Source organism: Streptomyces sp. NPDC060049 (genome assembly GCF_042736715.1).
Taxonomy (GTDB): domain Bacteria; phylum Actinomycetota; class Actinomycetes; order Streptomycetales; family Streptomycetaceae; genus Streptomyces.
The window spans coordinates 488,572-501,285 of record NZ_JBHWVV010000003.1 but is presented as its reverse complement, the minus strand read 5'-3'; the positions used below and the strand labels follow the sequence as shown (position 1 = coordinate 501,285).

Below are 12,714 nucleotides of genomic sequence, written 5' to 3'. Positions count from 1 at the left end.
TAAGGCGGCCTTGAGGGAGGCCTCACGGACCCTTAACCCGGATGCTGAGGTCGGCGTTCCGTCCGGGTAACAAAGGCGATGCGGAAGGGAAACAGCAGCGCCGCACGCTCGTGTCATGACCTCGGAACAGCAGCGCGTAGTGGTGATCGGCGGCGGCCTCGCGGGCCTGCGGCTCGCCGCTCGGCTGGGCGGCAACGTCACAGTCCTCGGCGAGGAGCCGCACGTCCCGTACAACAGGGTCCTGCTCGCGGAGGTCCTGGCCGGGCGGTACGCGCCGGAGGTGACGGCCCTGCCGGCCGCCGGTCCGGCGCTGCGCCGGGGCGTGCGGGCGGTGCGCATCGACCGGGCCGAGCAGGTGGTGCACTGCGACGACGGGACGGTCGAGCCCTACGGCACGCTGGTGCTGGCCACCGGGTCCAACCCGGTCCTCCCCGCCCTGCGCGGCCTGTTCGAACCCGAGGGACGGGAACTCCCCTCCGGGGTCCACGCCTTCCGCACCATGGACGACTGCCTGGCCCTGTCCGCCGCCGTACGCCCCGGCGTGCGCGCCGTGGTGATCGGGGGCGGCCTCCTCGGCGTCTCGGCGGCCCGCGCACTCGCCGAACGCGGCGCGCAGGTCGTGCTGGCGCAGCAGGGCGAGCGCCTGATGGAGCGCCAGCTCGACGCGGACGCCTCGGCCCTGCTGCACACGCACCTGACCGCGCTCGGCGTCGAGATCCACACGGAGTGCCGGGTCCGCGGCCTCACGACGACGGGCCCGGCCGGGGAATCCCGCGCCGTCACCGGCCCGGCGGCACCCCGCACCACCCCGCAGGTCCCGCGGCCCGGCCAGAGCCGGGTCACCGGCGTGGAGCTCGCCGTCGGCTTCCGCCTCGACGCCGACATCGTCGTGCTCGCCTGCGGGGTGCGGCCGCGCACCGGCCTGGCCCTGGCCGCGGGGCTCGACGTCCGCAGGGGCATCGTCGTCGACGACCGGCTGCGCACCAGCGACCCCCGCATCCACGCCATCGGCGACTGCGCCGAGCACGCGGGCCGGGTGTACGGCCTGGCCGGCCCCGCCCTCGAACAGGCCGACGCCCTCGCCGACGTCCTCCTCGGAACCGGCGAGGGCATCACCTCCACCGCCACCGCCCCTGTCGGCGCCACGGGGTACACCGGCACGCGGGCCCTGACGCGGCTCACCCTCACCGCCGGCGGCGACCGGCCCCTGGACCTCGCCGCCTTCGGCGAGACCACCCCGCTCCCCGGCGACGACGTGGTCCGCCTCACCGACGCCACCCGCCGCACCTACCGCAAGGTCGTCGTCCGCGGCGACCGACTCGTCGGCGGGGTCCTCCTCGGCGAGCTCTCCAGCGTGGGCGCCCTCGCCCGCAGCTGGGAGGACGGCGAGACCCTCACCGACTTGCACCACCTGCTCACCGACGACGGAGGCTCCTGATCATGGCCGCAGCCACGCCCACGCCCACCCCCGCCATCGTGCTCATCGGCCACGGCATGGTCGGCCAGCGCTACCTGGAGGCGCTCGCCGAGCGCGGCGCCACCGCCACGCACCGGATCACCGTGCTCTGCGAGGAGCCGCGGCCGGCCTACGACCGCGTGCACCTGACCTCGTACTTCTCCGGCAGCACCCCCGAGGACCTCTCGATGACCCCGGCCTCCTTCATGGAGGACCACGGGATCACCCTGCACCTCGACGACCCCGCCGAGACCATCGACCGCGAGGCCCGCACCGTCACCTCCCGCTCCGGGCGCGTGTTCCCGTACGACGTGCTCGTGCTCGCGACCGGCAGCTACCCCTTCGTGCCGCCCGTCCCGGGCAAGGACGCTCCCGGCTGCTTCGTCTACCGCACCATCGAGGACCTCCTGGCGATCGAGGAGTACGCCAAGACCCGCACGAACGGTGCCGTCGTCGGCGGCGGCCTGCTCGGGCTGGAGGCCGCCGGTGCGCTCCAGGGCCTCGGACTCGCCACCCGCATCGTGGAGTTCGCGCCCCGGCTGATGCCCGTCCAGGTCGACGAGGGCGGCGGCGCCGCCCTGCTGCGCACCATCCAGAACATGGGCCTCACCGTCCACACGGGCGTCGGCACGCAGGAGGTCGTCACCGGTGAGGACGGCTCGGTCACCGGCATGAAGCTGTCCGACGGTTCCACCGTCTCCACGGAGCTGGTCGTCTTCTCCGCCGGCGTCCGCCCCCGCGACCAGCTCGCCCGCGAGAGCGGCCTGAGCGTCGGCGAGCGCGGCGGCATCGCCGTCGACGCCCACTGCCGCACCTCCGACCCGCACGTCTACGCCATCGGCGAGTGCGCCCTCGCCGCCGACGGCCGCGTCTACGGCCTGGTCGCGCCCGGCTACGAGATGGCCGAGACGGCCGCCGAGGACCTGCTGGGCCGCGAGAAGGAGTTCACCGGAGCGGACCTCTCCACCAAGCTCAAGCTGCTCGGCGTGGACGTGGCCTCCTTCGGAGACGCGCACGGCGCCACCGCCGGCAGCCTCGACGTCGTCTACTCCGACTCCCGCTCCGGCGTCTACAAGAAGGTGGTCGTCTCCGCCGAAGGCGTCCTGCTGGGCGGCGTCCTGGTCGGCGACGCCGACTCCTACGGCCTGCTGCGCCCGCTCACCGGCTCCGTACCGCCCGTCACCCCCGAGCAGCTGGTGCTGCCCGCCGGCGCCGGCGCGCCCGTCGCCCTGGGCCCGGCCTCGCTCCCCGACACCGCGGTGATCTGCTCCTGCCACAACGTCACCAAGAAGGCCATCACCGCCCACGCGACCGTGCCCGAGGTCAAGAAGTGCACCAAGGCGGGCACCGGCTGCGGCAGCTGCCTGAAGGTGATCGGGCAGCTGATGCCCCCCGCCGCCGACAAAGGGCTCTGCGACTGCTTCTCCTTCACCCGCGCCGAGCTCTACGAGATCGTGCGCACTCTGCGCGTGACCTCTTACCAGCAGCTCCTGGACAGCCACGGCCGGGAGGGCGCGCGCGGCGGGGACGGCTGCGAGCAGTGCAAGCCCACGATCGGCTCGATCATCGCCTCCCTCGCCCCGACCCTCGGCGCGAGCGGCTACGTCCTGGACGGCGAGCAGGCAGCCCTTCAGGACACCAACGACCACTTCCTCGCGAACATGCAGCGCAACGGCTCGTACTCGGTGGTCCCGCGCATCCCCGGCGGCGAGATCACCCCCGACAAGCTCATCGTGATCGGCGAGGTGGCCCGCGACTTCGGCCTCTACACGAAGATCACCGGCGGGCAGCGCATCGACCTCTTCGGCGCCAGCGTCGACCAGCTCCCCCGCATCTGGGCCCGCCTGGTCGACGCCGGATTCGAGTCCGGGCACGCCTACGGCAAGGCCCTGCGGACGGTGAAGTCCTGCGTGGGCCAGACCTGGTGCCGCTACGGAGTCCAGGACTCCGTCCGGATGGCCATCGACCTGGAGCTTCGCTACCGGGGCCTGCGCGCCCCGCACAAGCTCAAGTCGGCGGTCTCCGGCTGCGCCCGCGAGTGCGCGGAGGCACAGAGCAAGGACTTCGGGGTCATCGCGACGGCGAGCGGCTGGAACCTCTACGTCGGCGGCAACGGCGGGGCCACCCCGCGCCACGCCGACCTGCTGGCCCAGGACCTGTCCGACGCCGAGCTGATCCGGCTCATCGACCGGTTCCTGATGTTCTACATCCGCACGGCCGACCGGCTGGAGCGCACCTCCACCTGGCTGGAACGGCTGGAGGGCGGCCTCGACCACCTGCGCGACGTGGTCGTGCACGACTCGCTGGGGCTGTGCGCGGAGCTGGAGTCGCTGATGGCCGACCACGTGGCGCACTACCGCGACGAGTGGGCCGAGACCCTGGAGGACCCGGAGCGGCTGCGCCGGTTCGTGTCCTTCGTCAACGCTCCCGGCGCCCCGGACCCGACCGTGAAGTTCGTCCCCGAACGCGACCAGGTCAAGCCCGACCTGACCATCCTCACCCTTGAGCCCGTTGGATCCCTGGGAGGCACCCGATGACCGTCGAACTGCAGGTGAACGAAGGCTGGCTGACGGTGTGCGAGCTCTCCGAGCTCGTCCCCGGGCGCGGGGTCGCGGCCCTGCTGCCCGACGGGAGCCAGGCTGCGGTGTTCCTCGACCGCAAGGGGCGCCCGTACGCCATCACCAACCGGGACCCCTTCACCGGGGCGTACGTCCTCTCGCGCGGGCTGCTCGGCACGGCCGAGGGACGGACCTTCGTGGCCTCGCCGCTGCTCAAGCAGCGCTTCGACCTGGAGACGGGGCGCTGCCTGGACGACGAGGAGGTGGCGGTCCGCACCTACCCGGTGCGCACCGCCGCGACCTCGGCGTGAGGCTCAGGCCTGGACCATCGCCGGATCCATCCACATGATCTCCCAGGTGTGGCCGTCGAGGTCGTCGAAGGCGCGGCCGTACATCGTGCCGTAGTCCTGGGCGGCGCGGGGCTCGGTGGCGCCGCCGGCGATGGCCCCGTCGACGAGCTCGTCCACCGCGGCGCGGCTCTCGGCGCTCAGACACAGCAGCACCGAGGTGGTGGCGGCGGTGTCGGCGATGGCCTTGTGGGTGAAGTCCTTGAAGCGGGCCTCGGTCAGGAACATCGCGACGATGGTGTCGCTGATCGGCATCGAGGCGCAGTTCTCGTCGGTGAACTGGGCGTTGAAGGAGTAGCCGAGCCCGGCCCAGAAGGCCTTCGTCGCGTCGAGGTCCTTGACCGGCAGGTTGACGAAGATCATGGTGGAGGACATCGCGGTCCCTCTTCTCTCGGTGTGTTCCCGTCGCTTTCGAGAGGTAGACCGGGGCGCCCCGGAGAACTCATCGCTCCCGGCGGAATTTCTTCGAAGTCCTTCGCTGCGCGACGAACCCCCAGGTCGGACTGGTCCGCCGACGCCCGTGCGGGGTCTGCGCGGCGGGCAGGGATCAGGCGAAGGAGCGCAGCTCCAGGGCCGCCAGCGGTACGAAGCCCACCGTGCCCCTGCCGCGCAGCAGCTCCGCGTCCGCGCCGGCGAGCCGCTTGTGCAGGGCCAGCGCGATCCGCTCTCCCTGCGCCTTGGCGCGCTCCGCGGTGGGCCCGCGGTGCAGTCCGTCGATCGTGGCGCGCCACAGCTGCACCCAGCGGCCGAAGTCCCCGGCGGTCATCTCGCGGGCCGCGTGGAGGCCGGCGTGGGGGGCGAAGGCGTCGCGCCGGTAGTCGGCGCTGCGGAAGAGGGCCCGCTCCCAGAAATCGGTGATCCGGGGCAGGTGCACGTCGAGGTCGGTGCCGGCGATCTCGGTGAAGAACGGCCCGATCCGCGGGTCGGCGAAGGCGGCCGTGTAGAAGCGGCGCAGCACGACGTCCAGGTCGGCGCGGCCGGAGATGTCGTGGACGGCGGCGTGGTGGCTCATGAGTCCACCATCCTCCCGCACGCGGGCCCCCTCCAGGGCTGAAGGTCCCCCGATACCTCGATTTCCCGGAATCCACCGTTCGGATTGACCCCGAGCCGGTCGCCCCCGCGCCATGTGGAATTGGCGTCACGGCAACGCGGCGCTTCTAAGTTCCTCCACGCGAGTGCGACTCCCCGCCCGGCCGGGCGCGGAGCTTCTCCTCCCACAGGAGTGACCGTGGAACGTCGTACCTTCCTGCGCGGGGCCGTCATCGGGTCCTCGGCCGCCGCCTTCGGCGGCACATTGATGCACGGGGCGGCCTACGCGGCCCCCGCCCAGCCCGGCGCGGGCCCCTACGGGGCGCTCGGCGCGGCGGACGCGAACGGCATCATGCTGCCCGCCGGCTTCAGCAGCCGGGTGATCGCCCGCTCCGGCCAGAACGTCGGCCCCACCACGTACAAGTGGCACAGTGCCCCCGACGGCGGCGCCTGCTTCGCCGACGGCACGGGCTGGATCTACGTGTCGAACTCGGAGATCAACCCCTCCGGCGGCGCGAGCGCCGTCAAGTTCAACTCCTCGGGCGCCGTCACCGGCGCCTACCGGATCCTGTCCGGCACCCGGCAGAACTGCGCGGGCGGCAAGACCCCCTGGAACACCTGGCTGTCCTGCGAGGAGGTCAGCCTCGGGTACGTGTACGAGACCGACCCGTACGGCGTGAACGCGGCGGTGCAGCGCCCCGCGATGGGCAGGTTCAAGCACGAGGCGGCCGCCGCCGACCCGGTGCGCCGGGTGGTCTACCTGACCGAGGACGAGACCGACGGCTGCTTCTACCGCTTCATCCCCACCACCTGGGGCAACCTGTCCTCCGGCACCCTCCAGGTCCTCAAGGCCGGAACGGCCGCCTCGGGCTCCTTCACCTGGCAGACCGTCCCGGACCCCGACGGCTCCCCGGCGACCACCCGCACCCAGGTCTCCGGCGCCAAGAAGTTCAGCGGCGGCGAGGGCTGCCACTACGCCAACGACACCGTCTGGTTCACGACCAAGGGCGACAACCGCGTCTGGCAGCTCGACCTCGTGAACAGCACCTACGAGCTGGCTTACGACGACTCCCTGGTGCCGGGCGGCGCCGCCCCCCTGACGGGCGTCGACAACGTCACCGGGTCCTCCTTCGGCGACCTGTACGTCGCCGAGGACGGCGGCAACCTGGAGATCTGCGTGATCACCCCGGACGACGTGGTCGCCCCCTTCCTGCGGGTCACCGGCCAGTCCTCCTCGGAGATCACCGGCCCGGCCTTCTCCCCGGCCGGCAACCGGCTCTACTTCAGCAGCCAGCGCGGCACGAGCGGCAGCTCCACCGGCGGCATCACCTACGAGGTGACCGGCCCGTTCCGGGTCTGACCGGATCCGGCCCCTAAGGCCCGTCGTGGCGGGGCCGGGCGACGGCGCCGTACCCGCGGGCGCGGCCCCCACCCCGGCGGGTTCGTCCCGTCGGGGTGCGGCCGCCGTCACGAGGCCACGGCCCCGCCCTTGAGCAGCGCGGCTCCGAGCGGGGTCACCGTGTGCAGCACGGCGTTCCCGTGGCGCAGGGTGGTGACCAGGCCCGCCTCCCGCATCACCCCGGCGTGCTGGCTCGCGGAGGCCAGCGAGACCCCGGCGCGGCGGGCCAGCTCGCTCGTCGTGGCCCCGTCGCCTATGGCCTCGAGCACCACCGACCGGGTGTGCCCTACGAGCTTGCCCAGGGTGCGCTGGCGGTACTGGCGCCGCTCCTCCGCGGGGCGGGTCGCCTCGCAGCCGGATTGGGCCGAGCCGAGCTCCGCCGCCGCCGGATAGACCAGCACCGGCGGCAGCTCCGGATCGTGCAGGGTCACCGCCGTGCGCCGGCAGAAGAAGGACGGCTGGAGCAGGAGCCCGCGCCCCCGGAGCCGTACGTCACGGTCCACGGGGTAGTCGCACTCCAGCACGGGAGCCCTCCAGCGCAGCATCGACGGCAGGGAGTCGAGCAGCTCGTCCGCTCCGCCGTCGAGCAGCGCCCGGCCCCGCGCGGCCCGCTCGGCCTCGATCTGGGCCTGGATGCGGGTCCAGTACGGCTCCACGGCCGCGCGGTGGTAGCCGCGCAGTTCTCCGAGGAGCCGGGGCAGGTGCGCGGTGGCGCCCTCCATGAAGTCCCGCAGCCGCCTGGGGACCGGTCCGTCGGCGCCGCCGCCCGTGCCCGCCGCCGAGGGCATCCCGAAGGCGGCCGCCATGCCGGAGCCCGCTCCCGCGCCCTGGCCGAGCAGCACGAGCTCGCGCCGCATCCGCTCGGGGCGCAGCGCGCGCAGGGCGTCGAGGCCGACGTCCCATCCGTACTGCCCCTCGACGGGTGTGAGGAAATCGGGGAAATATCCCCGGCTCGGTATCAGTGCGCCGAGAAGCCGTGTTTCACCATTCAACCTGCTCCGGGTTTCCGTACGCCAATCACCGAAGAGCCGGGCATCCCGCCGGTCTCTTAATCGGTGAAAACTCAAAATCGTTTCCCACAACGCATCGGGACGCCCTGCCATCCGTACGCGTGCCAGGTCCACTCCAGTGAAATGGATACGCAGCACCGAACCCCCACCTGTGCAACCGCAATCCCCCCGCCCTATGAGTATGCATGCCGTCACACGTGGTCACCATGGCCTTTCAGCCACAGTTGAAACCCCTTTCGGCGGGGGCGTGACAACCGAAATCCTGTACTCCGCCGGGCACACTCCGGCGCGACCGAAACGCTCCGCGAAGGCCGTGGGGGGCTTTGCGGGGCCTGGCGGTCGGTCGCACCGGGAAGCGCCGACGTGTCCGGCGGATTGGCGACAGGCGGTGGACGGGTGGGGATCCGTCCACCGCCTGTTGCCGTTAAGGCGTGTGGAACAACATTGAACGAATATCGTCCGGCTGCGTCGGCGGGAACGGCCGGACGGCCGAGACGGGACGGCCGGGGAACGCCAACGCGGAAGCCACGGAAACCGGAACCGTCGGAAGCCGCGCGGCGCCCGGGAAATAGGTGCGCCTGCCGCCGGGTGTCAGGGAACCCGGGGGCAGGCGCGGTCCATGTGGGGCCCCGGTACCGGGGGCCCGAGGGCGGTCAGCGGCTGTCGCTGCCCTTCGCCTCGGCGGCGGCGCGGCCGGCCTCCAGGCGCGCGACCGGAATCCGGAACGGCGAGCAGGAGACGTAGTCGAGGCCGACTTCGTGGAAGAAGTGGACGGACTCGGGGTCGCCGCCGTGCTCTCCGCAGACGCCGAGCTTGAGGTCGGGGCGCGTGGCCCGGCCGGCCTCGACGGCGCTGCGGACCAGCGAGCCGACGCCGTCGCGGTCGATGGTCTCGAAGGGCGAGACCCCGAAGATGCCCTTCTCCAGGTAGGCGGTGAAGAAGCTGGCCTCGACGTCGTCGCGGGAGAAGCCCCACACGGTCTGGGTCAGGTCGTTCGTGCCGAAGGAGAAGAACTGCGCGGCCTCGGCGATCTGGCCCGCCGTGAGGGCGGCGCGCGGCAGCTCGATCATGGTGCCGATGGTCAGCTTGAGGCTGGTGCCGGTGGCGGCCTCCACCTCGGCGATGACCTGGTCGGCCTCCTCGCGGACGATCTCCAGTTCCTGGACGGTGCCCACGAGCGGGACCATGATCTCGGCGCGCGGGTCGCCCTTGGCGTTCTTGCGCTCGGCCGCGGCCTCGGCGATCGCCCGGACCTGCATGGCGAACAGGCCGGGGATGACCAGGCCGAGACGGACACCGCGCAGACCCAGCATGGGGTTCTGCTCGTGCAGCTTGTGCACGGCCTGGAGCAGGCGCAGGTCGTTCTCGTTGGCGTCCTTGCGGGACTCGGCGAGGGCGACGCGCACCGACAGCTCGGTGATGTCGGGCAGGAACTCGTGCAGCGGCGGGTCGAGCAGGCGGACGGTGACGGGCAGCCCGTCCATCGCCTCGAACAGCTCGACGAAGTCCTTCTTCTGGAGCGGCAGGAGGGCGCTCAGCGCCGCCTCGCGCTCCTCGTCGGTGTCCGCGAGGATCAGGCGCTCGACCAGCTCGCGGCGCTCACCGAGGAACATGTGCTCGGTGCGGCACAGGCCGATGCCCTGGGCGCCGAAGCGGCGGGCGCGCAGCGCGTCCTCGGCGTTGTCGGCGTTGGCGCGCACGCGCAGCCGGCGGACGCGGTCGGCGTACGCCATGATCCGGTGGACGGCGGCGACGAGCTCGTCGGCGTCGTCGGCGCCCGCGTGCATGCGGCCCTCGAAGTACTCGACGACCGGGGACGGTACGACGGGTACCTCACCGAGGTAGACCTTGCCGGTCGAGCCGTCGATGGAGACGACGTCGCCCTCTTCGACGACCTGGCCGCCGACCGTCATCCGGCGGCGCTTGGTGTCCACCTCGAGGTCCTCGGCGCCGCAGACGCAGGTCTTGCCCATGCCGCGGGCGACGACGGCGGCGTGCGAGGTCTTGCCGCCGCGCGAGGTCAGGATGCCCTCGGAGGCGATCATGCCGTCGAGGTCGTCGGGGTTGGTCTCGCGGCGGATCAGGATGACCTTCTCGCCGGAGCGGGACCACTTGACCGCCGTGTAGGAGTCGAAGACGGCCTTGCCGACGGCCGCGCCCGGGGAGGCGGCGATGCCGCGGCCGAGCAGCGTGGTCTTGGCGTCCTCGTCGAAGCGCGGGAACATCAGCTGCGCGAGCTGGGCGCCGTTGACGCGCTGGAGGGCCTCGGCCTCGTCGATCAGGCCCTGGTCCACGAGCTGCGTGGCGATGCGGAAGGCGGCGCCCGCGGTGCGCTTGCCGACGCGGGTCTGGAGCATCCACAGCTGGCCGCGCTCGATGGTGAACTCGATGTCGCAGAGATCCTTGTAGTGGGTCTCCAGCGTCGTCATGATCGTCATGAGCTGGTCGTAGGAGGTCTTGTCGATCGACTCCAGGTCCGCCAGCGGGACGGTGTTGCGGATGCCCGCGACCACGTCCTCGCCCTGGGCGTTCTGGAGGTAGTCGCCGTAGACGCCCGCGTGGCCGCTGGCCGGGTCGCGGGTGAAGGCGACGCCGGTACCGGAGTCGGGGCCGAGGTTGCCGAAGACCATGGAGCAGATGTTGACCGCGGTGCCCAGGTCGCTCGGGATGCGCTCCTGGCGGCGGTAGAGCTTGGCGCGGTCGGTGTTCCAGGAGTTGAAGACCGCTTCGACGGCGAGGTCGAGCTGCTCGCGGGCGTCCTGCGGGAACTCGCGGCCGGCCTGCTTGGCGACGATCTTCTTGAAGCGGGTGACCAGCTTCTTCAGGTCGGCGGCGTCGAGGTCGGTGTCGACCGTGACCTTCTTGGCGGCCTTGGCCTCGTCGAGGGCTTCCTCGAAGAGCTCGCCGTCCACACCGAGGACGGTCTTGCCGAACATCTGGATGAGGCGTCGGTAGGAGTCCCACGCGAAGCGCTCGTTGCCGGCCTGCTTGGCGAGCCCGGTGACGGACACGTCGGAGAGGCCGATGTTGAGGACCGTGTCCATCATGCCCGGCATCGAGAACTTGGCACCGGAGCGCACGGAGACCAGGAGCGGGTCGTCCGACTGGCCGAGCTTCTTGCCCATCTTCGCCTCGAGGGCGGCGAGGTGCGCGCTGACCTCTTCGCGCAGCTCGGCCGGGGCCTCGCCGCTGTCGAGGTAGACCTTGCAGGCCTCGGTGGTGATGGTGAAGCCGGGAGGGACCGGCAGACCCAGGTTGGTCATCTCGGCGAGGTTGGCACCCTTGCCACCGAGAAGGTCCTTGAGGTCGCGGTTGCCCTCCGTGAAGTCGTAGACGAACTTCTGATCTTTGTTTTCCGACACGGGTCTCGACTCCTCGAGGCTCGGTGGCTGCCCTGACGGCCAGGAACATACCCAGATCGAAGGCTTATGGGTACGTCCACTTGGCGGTCATGCGCCCGTAACCACCCACGCGCCAGCACATCGAAAGTAACTGTCGAGTAGCCCGAACATACGAAGAGCCTTCACGTTCCGAAGGATGAGAGCCCCACCGAGGCTCAATGTCGCTCCGATGAGCGATCATCGATACATTTGCGTTCAAGTCTTGAACACACAAAGGGTGGCACCCAGTGCCACCCTTTGAAAGTCTTACCCGTGACCATTGCGCTCATCTGAGCGAAACCTCACCCATGCGTGGCGTATGTCACGCCGCCGCTGGCGCGTTTTGCCAGTGAATTCTCAGCCTCCGGACGTGTCCAGTTCGGCTTCCTCGCCCACGCCCGCGCAGTCGTACGGATCCTTCAACCAGCCCTCAGGCAGGACAACCCGGTTGTTTCCGGACGTCCGGCCGCGCGGACCGTCCGCGCTGTCCGGCCAGGGCTGATCCAAATCGAGCTCGCTCAGATGAGCGTCGAGCTCGGCCAGGGAAGAGGTGACGGCGAGCTTCTGCCGCATCTCCGAACCCACCGAGAACCCCTTGGTGTACCAGGCCACGTGCTTACGGAAGTCGATCACCCCGCGCGCCTCGTCGCCGATCCACTCCCCCAGCAGCTCGGCGTGCCGGAGCATGGTGCGCGCGACCTCGCGCAGCGTCGGCTTGTGGAAGTCCTCGGGGCGCCCCTCGAAGGCCGCGACGAGGTCGTTGAACAGCCACGGCCGCCCCAGGCAGCCGCGTCCCACGACCACGCCGTCGCAGCCGGTCTCGCGGACCATCCGCAGCGCGTCCTCGGCGCACCAGATGTCCCCGTTGCCGAGCACCGGGATCTCCGGCACGTGCTCCTTGAGCCGCGCGATGGCGTCCCAGTCGGCGGTGCCCCCGTAGTGCTGTGCGGTGGTGCGGCCGTGCAGGGCTATGGCGGTGACGCCCTCCTCGACGGCGATGCGGCCCGCGTCGAGATAGGTGAGGTGGTCGTCGTTGATGCCCTTGCGCATCTTCATCGTCACCGGAAGGCCGCCCGCGCCCGCCACGGCCTCGCGCAGGATCGCGCGCAGCAGGTTGCGCTTGTACGGGAGGGCCGAGCCGCCGCCCTTGCGGGTCACCTTGGGGACCGGGCAGCCGAAGTTGAGGTCGATGTGGTCGGCTCGGTCCTCCTCCACGATCATGCGGACCGCCTTGCCGACCGTCACGGGATCCACCCCGTACAGCTGGATCGACCGCGGCTTCTCGCTCGCGTCGAAGTGGATCAGCTGCATGGTCTTCTCGTTGCGTTCGACCAGGGCCCGGGTCGTGATCATTTCGCTCACGAAGAGCCCCTTGCCGCCCGAGAACTCGCGGCACAGGGTTCGGAACGGGGCATTGGTGATGCCGGCCATCGGCGCGAGCACCACCGGGGGCTGCACGGTGTGCGGGCCGATCGCGAGAGGAGGGGGGAGCGTGGTCATCCCCCCATTGTCGCGCAGCCGAGCCGCACGTCATA

9 protein-coding genes are annotated in these 12,714 nt (G+C 71.2%); 4 read left to right on the top strand and 5 right to left on the bottom strand.

The window, feature by feature from the left end; translation table 11 throughout:
- Window positions 1–115 precede the first annotated feature (115 nt).
- Genes ACFWBY_RS07510 through nirD form a run of 3 tightly spaced genes read left to right on the top strand, consistent with a single transcriptional unit; the run spans window position 116 to window position 4,325 of the window.
- Window positions 116–1,438, top strand: a complete 1,323-nt coding sequence (locus ACFWBY_RS07510; protein ID WP_385339024.1) for an NAD(P)/FAD-dependent oxidoreductase — start codon at window positions 116–118, stop codon at window positions 1,436–1,438.
- Window positions 1,439–1,440: 2 nt separating this feature from the next.
- Entirely contained in the window at window positions 1,441–3,993 is a 2,553-nt protein-coding gene (gene nirB / locus ACFWBY_RS07505) for a nitrite reductase large subunit NirB (RefSeq protein ID WP_385339022.1), read from the top strand.
- Window positions 3,990–4,325 (top strand): nitrite reductase small subunit NirD, encoded by a 336-nt coding sequence (nirD, locus tag ACFWBY_RS07500; RefSeq protein ID WP_385339019.1) that lies wholly within the window; start codon window positions 3,990–3,992, stop codon window positions 4,323–4,325. The genes nirB and nirD overlap by 4 nt, the downstream gene beginning before the upstream one ends.
- A 3-nt stretch (window positions 4,326–4,328) precedes the next feature.
- On the opposite strand, the gene ACFWBY_RS07495 is transcribed toward nirD, so the two are convergent.
- Together ACFWBY_RS07495 and ACFWBY_RS07490 are read right to left on the bottom strand one after the other, a co-directional pair.
- Window positions 4,329–4,736 carry a VOC family protein gene (locus ACFWBY_RS07495; RefSeq protein WP_385339017.1) on the bottom strand — a complete coding sequence of 136 codons (408 nt, stop codon included), beginning with the start codon at window positions 4,734–4,736 and terminating at the stop codon, window positions 4,329–4,331.
- Window positions 4,737–4,908: 172 nt separating this feature from the next.
- Complete coding sequence (locus ACFWBY_RS07490) at window positions 4,909–5,373, bottom strand: group III truncated hemoglobin (protein WP_385339014.1); 465 nt, start codon at window positions 5,371–5,373, stop codon at window positions 4,909–4,911.
- A 216-nt stretch (window positions 5,374–5,589) separates the two neighbouring features.
- Here ACFWBY_RS07490 and ACFWBY_RS07485 point away from each other — a divergent pair, with 216 nt between their 5' ends.
- A complete protein-coding gene (locus tag ACFWBY_RS07485; RefSeq protein ID WP_385339011.1) occupies window positions 5,590–6,750 on the top strand; it encodes an alkaline phosphatase PhoX in 1,161 nt (386 codons plus the stop codon).
- A gap of 107 nt (window positions 6,751–6,857) precedes the next feature.
- Here ACFWBY_RS07485 and ACFWBY_RS07480 read toward each other — a convergent pair whose 3' ends face one another.
- The 3 genes from ACFWBY_RS07480 to dusB all read right to left on the bottom strand — a co-directional run bounded on the left by ACFWBY_RS07480 (window position 6,858) and on the right by dusB (window position 12,679).
- On the bottom strand, window positions 6,858–7,937 hold the full coding sequence (locus ACFWBY_RS07480) for a helix-turn-helix domain-containing protein (protein WP_385339008.1): 1,080 nt from the start codon (window positions 7,935–7,937) through the stop codon (window positions 6,858–6,860).
- A 515-nt stretch (window positions 7,938–8,452) separates the two neighbouring features.
- Complete coding sequence (ppdK, locus tag ACFWBY_RS07475; protein WP_385339006.1) at window positions 8,453–11,161, bottom strand: pyruvate, phosphate dikinase; 2,709 nt, start codon at window positions 11,159–11,161, stop codon at window positions 8,453–8,455.
- Between the two features lie 375 nt (window positions 11,162–11,536).
- Complete coding sequence (gene dusB / locus ACFWBY_RS07470; protein ID WP_385339003.1) at window positions 11,537–12,679, bottom strand: tRNA dihydrouridine synthase DusB; 1,143 nt, start codon at window positions 12,677–12,679, stop codon at window positions 11,537–11,539.
- Between the last annotated feature and the right edge of the window lie 35 nt (window positions 12,680–12,714).

Excerpts from the sequence above, each read along its gene's own strand:
- ACFWBY_RS07510 (WP_385339024.1), top strand. The coding sequence starts at position 116 with ATGACCTCGGAACAGCAGCGCGTAGTGGTGATCGGCGGCGGCCTCGCG.
- nirB (WP_385339022.1), top strand. The coding sequence starts at position 1,441 with ATGGCCGCAGCCACGCCCACGCCCACCCCCGCCATCGTGCTCATCGGC.
- nirD (WP_385339019.1), top strand. The coding sequence starts at position 3,990 with ATGACCGTCGAACTGCAGGTGAACGAAGGCTGGCTGACGGTGTGCGAG.
- ACFWBY_RS07495 (WP_385339017.1), bottom strand. The coding sequence starts at position 4,736 with ATGTCCTCCACCATGATCTTCGTCAACCTGCCGGTCAAGGACCTCGAC.
- ACFWBY_RS07490 (WP_385339014.1), bottom strand. The coding sequence starts at position 5,373 with ATGAGCCACCACGCCGCCGTCCACGACATCTCCGGCCGCGCCGACCTG.
- dusB (WP_385339003.1), bottom strand. The coding sequence starts at position 12,679 with ATGACCACGCTCCCCCCTCCTCTCGCGATCGGCCCGCACACCGTGCAG.